The organism is Pseudomonas sp. NFACC25, from assembly GCF_900100935.1.
Lineage (GTDB): Bacteria > Pseudomonadota > Gammaproteobacteria > Pseudomonadales > Pseudomonadaceae > Aquipseudomonas > Aquipseudomonas marginalis.
In genome coordinates this window covers 197,636-204,161 of the sequence record NZ_FMUC01000010.1, presented here as the reverse complement: position 1 = coordinate 204,161, position 6,526 = coordinate 197,636, and the positions used below count along the sequence as shown (strand labels likewise).

At 58.4% G+C, this 6,526-nt stretch carries 6 protein-coding genes and 1 pseudogene; 4 read left to right on the top strand and 3 right to left on the bottom strand.

Annotated features, from left to right (window positions below):
• From BLQ09_RS31700 to BLQ09_RS22390, 3 genes and pseudogenes are all read left to right on the top strand, one after another.
• Positions 1–219 (top strand): annotated as a pseudogene (locus tag BLQ09_RS31700) (hypothetical protein); the annotation flags it as partial.
• Positions 220–606: 387 nt separating this feature from the next.
• A complete protein-coding gene (gene rhtA, locus BLQ09_RS22395) occupies positions 607–1,494 on the top strand; it encodes a threonine/homoserine exporter RhtA (protein WP_027607139.1) in 888 nt (295 codons plus the stop codon).
• A gap of 165 nt (positions 1,495–1,659) precedes the next feature.
• Positions 1,660–1,941 (top strand): hypothetical protein, encoded by a 282-nt coding sequence (locus tag BLQ09_RS22390; RefSeq protein ID WP_027607138.1) that lies wholly within the window; start codon positions 1,660–1,662, stop codon positions 1,939–1,941.
• Positions 1,942–2,048: 107 nt separating this feature from the next.
• Here the strand turns inward: BLQ09_RS22390 and BLQ09_RS22385 are convergent, their stop codons facing one another.
• The 3 genes from BLQ09_RS22385 to BLQ09_RS22375 form a co-directional block, all read right to left on the bottom strand.
• Complete coding sequence (locus BLQ09_RS22385; RefSeq protein ID WP_027607137.1) at positions 2,049–3,857, bottom strand: aminopeptidase P family protein; 1,809 nt, start codon at positions 3,855–3,857, stop codon at positions 2,049–2,051.
• A 39-nt stretch (positions 3,858–3,896) separates the two neighbouring features.
• On the bottom strand, positions 3,897–5,057 hold the full coding sequence (locus BLQ09_RS22380) for a cysteine desulfurase family protein (protein WP_027607136.1): 1,161 nt from the start codon (positions 5,055–5,057) through the stop codon (positions 3,897–3,899).
• A 234-nt stretch (positions 5,058–5,291) separates the two neighbouring features.
• Complete coding sequence (locus BLQ09_RS22375; protein ID WP_065924558.1) at positions 5,292–5,561, bottom strand: hypothetical protein; 270 nt, start codon at positions 5,559–5,561, stop codon at positions 5,292–5,294.
• Positions 5,562–5,960: 399 nt separating this feature from the next.
• Between BLQ09_RS22375 and msuE the strand changes: the two genes are divergently transcribed.
• On the top strand, positions 5,961–6,524 hold the full coding sequence (msuE, locus tag BLQ09_RS22370; protein WP_027607134.1) for an FMN reductase: 564 nt from the start codon (positions 5,961–5,963) through the stop codon (positions 6,522–6,524).
• Positions 6,525–6,526: the final 2 nt, after the last annotated feature.

The window sequence follows — 6,526 nt, the reverse complement described above, 5'->3', positions numbered from 1 at the left end:
AATCTTGTTGACTATCAGTCTGACTCCACAAGCACCCACACGAATTGCTTGATTCAGTTGTTAAAGAGCGGTTGGTTAAGAGCTTTCGTCTCAACCGAGGCGCGCATTCTACAGCAGCCTCATTTGCTGTCAAGTGATTATTTTCAGAAGCTTTCGAAGATTTCTTCAACAACTTCAACCACTTGCGCTTCCGATCTCTCGTCAGCGGGAGGCGAATAATACAGCGTTACACGCTGCTGTCAACACCTCTTTTTCTCCGCTTTCGACCGAGAAGATCGAATCGTTAATAGCGTCAAACAACACGACCCTACCAACGCCTTCTGGGCTTCGATGAACTGAAGCAATCCGCTGTCTTATTCTGCATAACTCGTTGTTTACCAAGGAGTTTTACGTTTCGACTGCGCCGGAAGTGGGGCGAATTATAGACTTCCAGGATCTGCCGTCAACACTTAATTTGGTTTTTCTATCAAAGTGCCTGCCAACCTTCAAATCCCTCTATATAGAGAAGGTCTCGCTGTCGAATTGAGCAATATATTGCTCAAAGCCGAACGATTAAGCATCATAGCAGCCCCTGATTCTCGAATATGACCTCGGACGAACGCCCCAATGACCACCTCCCCCCGCAGCTTGGCCTCGGCATTGTTTCCTGTCGGCCTGCTGTTGATCGCCATGGCCTCCATCCAGTCCGGAGCCTCACTGGCCAAGAGCATGTTCCCGATTGTCGGCGCCCAGGGCACCACAACCCTGCGCCTGATCTTCGCCAGCGTAATCATGTTGCTCATCCTGCGACCATGGCGCGCCAGGCTGACCGCAAAATCCCTGCGTACAGTGGTTGTTTACGGCATGGCCTTGGGCGGCATGAATTTCCTCTTCTATATGTCCTTGCGCAGCGTTCCCTTGGGCATTGCCGTAGCCCTTGAATTCACCGGACCACTCGCCGTCGCGATCTACGCGTCGCGCCGAGCGGTAGACTTCCTGTGGATAGCACTCGCGATCATCGGCCTGCTCCTATTGATTCCCATGGGGGAAGCCAGCAGCGGAATCGACCTGGTCGGCGCGACCTATGCTTTGGGGGCGGGGGCTTGCTGGGCACTCTACATTCTGTTCGGACAGAAAGCAGGCAACGACAACGGCGTCCAGACCGCCGCCCTCGGCGTAATGATCGCAGCCCTTTTTGTGGCGCCCATCGGTATCGTCCATGCCGGCACCGCATTACTGACCCCGGCATTGATTCCGGTCGCCATCGGTGTCGCGATCCTGTCAACGGCACTTCCCTACACCCTGGAGATGGTAGCGCTGACACGCCTCCCCGCCCGCACCTTCGGAACACTGATGAGCATCGAGCCTGCTTTCGGTGCACTCTCAGGACTTTTCTTCCTGCAGGAGCACCTATCCCTACCGCAATGGCTGGCCATAAGTTGCATTATCATGGCCTCGGTAGGCGCGACACTGACGATGCGCAATGACTCCAAGCCGCTGGTTCCGGCGGATTGAATCATCAGTGAAAGTTGCTCTGGTATTTGCTGCGTATTTAGGCCATGTTTAAACTGCAAACGAATGTCATTCATGGAGTTTTTCGACAAGGACAGCACGAACGCTACACTCGAGAGCGAGTAGAGCCGACTTCGAGCATTGTGAAGTGGCTATATAAGGATGGGAATGAAGCGAATTTTGATACTGTTAATGGTCGTGGCTATTGCTGGCTGTGCCGCGACTACCAAGACAGAAGTAAAACGCGGCAAAAAAGGGCTGCATATCAACTGTTCCGGCCTGTCTTCTTCCTGGGACCAGTGCTACACCAGTGCAACCAACTCTTGTGGCGCCAAAGGCTACCGGGTTATCGCCAAGTCCGGTGACAATTCCGAGGAACCAGGGGACTATCCCTTCGGCCTAAACCCTGCCGGCTATACCAGCCGCAGCATGATCGTCATCTGCAAGTGATCTCCTCCGAGCAGTCACCAGCGACTGCTCATACACATGCCTGATATAACGCCGTCCCTTCGCGGCGCTGCAACTGAATTATTGCAGCTCCTGATTTTTGCACCCGGTCAAATAGCCGTCGTGCGCACCTGCAACCACTCCAACGCAGCACCGCTGAGCAGCGGGCTCAGGCGTTCACGCACCTCGGCATGGTACGCATTGAACCACTCGCGCTCATCCGCGGTGAGCAGCGACGGCTCCAGGCAACGGGTGTCGATCGGGCACAAGGTCAGGGTTTCAAACGAGAGGAACTCACCAAACTCGGTCTTGCCTGCCTCGCGGTTCAATACCAGGTTCTCGATACGCACACCCCAGCGGCCAGGGCGGTAGGTGCCCGGCTCGATGGAGGTGATCATCCCTGGCTGCATCGCGGTTTGCGGCGCAGTGGCGGCCTGGTAGGCGATCACTTGTGGGCCTTCATGCACATTGAGGAAATACCCTACGCCGTGCCCGGTACCGTGGCCGTAGTCCACGCCTTCGGCCCAGATCGGCGCACGGGCAATGGAATCCAGCAGCGGCGATAGAATGCCTTTGGGGAAATGCGCACGTGACAGTGCAATCACGCCCTTCAGCACACGGGTGCAGTCACGTTTCTGTTCGTCGCTCGGCGTACCGATAGGCACCATCCGCGTGATATCCGTAGTGCCGCCCAAATACTGGCCACCCGAGTCGATCAGCAGCAAGCCATCGCCTTCGATCACCGCATGCTCTTCTTCGGTGGCGTGGTAATGCGGCATGGCCCCATTGGCATTGAACGCTGCGATGGTATTGAAACTCAGCGACACATAATCGGGGCGACGGGTGCGCGCAGCCGTCAGGTGTTCATCGATGGTCAATTCAGTGATGCGTTCACGTCCGAGTGCACTGTCCAGCCAGGCGAAGAATTCGCACAGCGCCGCGCCGTCCTGTTCCATGGCGCGGCGGATGTGCTCCGCGTCCGCCAGGCTTTTGCGGGATTTGGCCAGCGTGGTCGGGTTCAGCCCTTCGATCAGCTTGACGCCGGCATTCAGGTTTTCCAGCAGACCGGCAGTAACGCGGGCCGGGTCAACCTGCATGCTGGCGCCCGATGGCACCGCATGCAGTGCATCCGCCACGTCGCTGTAGTCGCGCAACGTCACACCATCCTGCGCAAGCACCGCGCGCAGGTCCGCGTCGACTTTACTCAGCGCCACAAACAACGTGGCCTGTTGTTGATTGATCAACGCAAACGACACAAACACCGGATTAAACGAAACATCGCCGCCACGCAGGTTGAACAGCCAGGCGATGTCATCCAGGGTGGCGATGAAGTGCCAGTCGGCGCCCTTCTCCTTCAAACTGGCGCGCAGCGCAGCAAGTTTATCGCCACGGCTCACGGTCGCTTGCGGTGGCAGATGCTGATAGATCGGCTGGCTCGGCAGGCTCGGACGGTCTTTCCAAACCACATCGAGTACGTCGATATCAGTCCGCAGGCGCGCGCCGCGCTCTGCCAGCCTCGCGCCCAAGGTGCGCGACGACGCGACAGCCATCACCGCACCGTCCACCGCCACCACACCGCCTTCCGGCGTCTGCTCAGCCAGCCACTCCAGCGGCCCGGGTTGGCCCGGTTGCAGCTTGACCAATTCAATGCCACTGCCCTTGAGCTCCTTGGTCGCCTGTTCCCAGTAACGGCTGTCGGCCCAGACACCGGCGAAATCCGCAGTGACAATCAGCGTGCCTACCGAACCATGGAACCCCGACAACCATTGGCGCCCCTGCCAGTAACCCGGCAGGTATTCGGACAAATGCGGATCAGCCGACGGCACCAGCAGGGCGTGAATGCCCTCGCGGCGCATCAGTTCGCGGGTGTGCGCCAGGCGCTGGGGAACCGTTCCATGGGTCAAGGGCTGCGTACTCATTGTGTCTCCTGCTAACCACTAATAATTGTTATGTGAAAATCAGACGGCCCAGAACGCCGGTGCACTGGCCAGTGCGGCCTTGATCAATTGCACGGCCTGGTCGATGTCCTGCTCGGTGGTAAACCGGCCCAGGCTCAAACGTATGGTGCGGCCGGCAGAACGTGCGTCAAGGCCCAACGCAAGCAGCACGTGGGAAGGCGCGTTGCTGGCGGAGTTGCATGCCGAGGTCGCCGAAAAGGCGATGCCCGCGCTCAACGCAGCAGCGTCGAATTCACCTTCGCTGAACGTAAGGCTGAGGGTGTGAGGAATGCGCTGCGCAGGGCTGCCATTGAGGCGCACGCCACCGAGCGTATCCAACTGCTCCAGCAGGCGCTGACGCAAGGTCATAATGACAGCCTTCTCCTGCGCAAAAGACGCCGCCGCCAGAGCGAACGCCGCGCCCATGCCCGCAATCTGATGGGTAGCCAGGGTACCGGAGCGCAAGCCCCCCTCGTGGCCGCCACCATGAATCTGTGCCGACACTTTCTGTTGCGCCCGAGGGCCGACATACAGCGCGCCAATCCCCTTGGGGCCATACAGCTTGTGCGCGGAAAACGACATCAAATCCACCGGCCACTGCGCCAGGTCGATCGCCACCTTGCCCGCGCCCTGCGCCGCGTCGACATGCAACAACGCGCCATGCTCACGCACACGTGCGCCGATGGCGGGGATGTCATTGAGGGTGCCCAGTTCGTTATTCACCAGCATCAGCGATACCAGAAAGGTATCTTCACGCAATGCTTCGCTGACGGCCTCGGCGCTGATCAATCCGTCGGCGTCCGGCACCAGGTAAGTCACGGCCACACCGGCTTCCTGAAGCTGTCGCGCGGTGTCCAGCGTGGCCTTGTGTTCAATCTGGCTGGTGATGATATGCCCGCCCGCCACGCCACGCGCCTGGGCAACGCCCTTGATCGCGAGGTTATTGGACTCAGTAGCGCCGGAGGTCCAGACGATCTGTTCAGGCTCTGCGCCGACCAGTTCGGCCACCTGGCGACGCGCCTGCTCAACCGTTTGCCGGGCCGCCTGGCCGAACGCATGGGAACTGGACGCGGGGTTACCGAAATTGGCATTGAAGCCCAGACACTCGACCATCACCTGGATGACGCGTTCGTCCACCGGGGTGGTAGCGGCGTAGTCGAAATACAGCGGACGTTTATTCATGACAGTCAAGACTCGCAGAGCAGGTTCCCGAGAGCAGCGTCTCAGGGGCATCGGCCGGAACAGAGGTCGTCAGGTTTACCGGATCGAATACCATTAAAGAAGGACAACTTTAAGTAAATGTGCGTAGGAACGCTCCTGAAATTCAGCTTAACAGGCTGAAGTCGTGCCATGGCAAACAAAAAGCCCGAGGTTCCTTCAAGGGAAGCCTCGGGCTTTTTGCTGCGCAGTGCCAATTCAACTGGGACGACCATGCAAAACCACGTTGCGCTCGGCGTTCATTTCGCCCTGGCGATCAAATCCGAACGGCTTCTGTGGCTGGCCGGTCAGTGCGGCGCGCTGCTGTTGATATTCATCAAACGACAAGCCACGACGGCTCAGCGCTTCCAGCGCCAGTTGCTTGCTCTCTTCGGCCGTGTAGGGACGCAATTCCGGCGATGGATGGCTCGCACACCCGGCGAGTACGGCGCTGACAATCACTAAGCAAACAGCAAGAAATCGGTTCATGGAGGTAGCCCTGGAAAGAAGGTTTCGAGTCAATGAACACAGGCTACTCCCGAGCTCACAGAGGGAAAAATCACCGTCCGTGATAGTCGCTATCAACCGCCAACGCCCCCTCGATAGCCACCCCCTTATATTTCTTTATGATCTATAAATATGGAAATACGTTCATTTACGGAATAAATGCAACGTTCTATAAAGGGCTTGCACCGCAACTGCACTGTTCGCCACGCAACTGTCTGCCAGGCAACAGCCATTCAACAAATCACCAGTCAGACAACAGCAGCATTTTTCAGCAGTGAACCTGCAACCCACGCCAATCAAGGCCTGCACCCGTTGGTACAGCTCTTGCTCAACAGGTTGCACTCCACCTGCTATGAACCACTGTTGATAAAGGAACTGTTCATGACCCGTCCCCTGAATGTCGTTGCCCTCTCCGGCGGAACCTGGCGCCCGTCCCGTACCCTCGTGCTGACCCAAGCCGTACTGGCTGAATTGGCGACCTTGCTGCCGATCCAGACCACCCTGATCGAACTGGGCGACATTGCCCGGCCACTCGGTGGTGCGCTGTCACGGGATGAGTTGCCCGCCGAGGTCGAAGCCCAACTGGTGGCCATCGAACAGGCCGACCTGCTGATCGTCGCCGCACCGGTCTATCGCGGTTCCTACCCTGGCCTGCTCAAGCATCTGTTTGACCTGGTTGGCCTCAACGCCCTGATCGACACACCGGTATTACTCGCAGCCACCGGCGGCAGCGAGCGCCACGCGCTGGTTCTCGATCACCAACTGCGGCCGCTGTTCAGCTTCTTCCAGGCCCTGACCCTGCCGATCGGGGTGTACGCCACCGAGGCCGACTTCACCGATTACCAAATAACCAGTGAGCCCTTGAAGGGCCGTATACGCCTTGCGGCAGAACGCGCAGCGCCGTTGTTTGCAGCGCACTCCCCCTCTCTGCTGAAAATCGCTTAAGG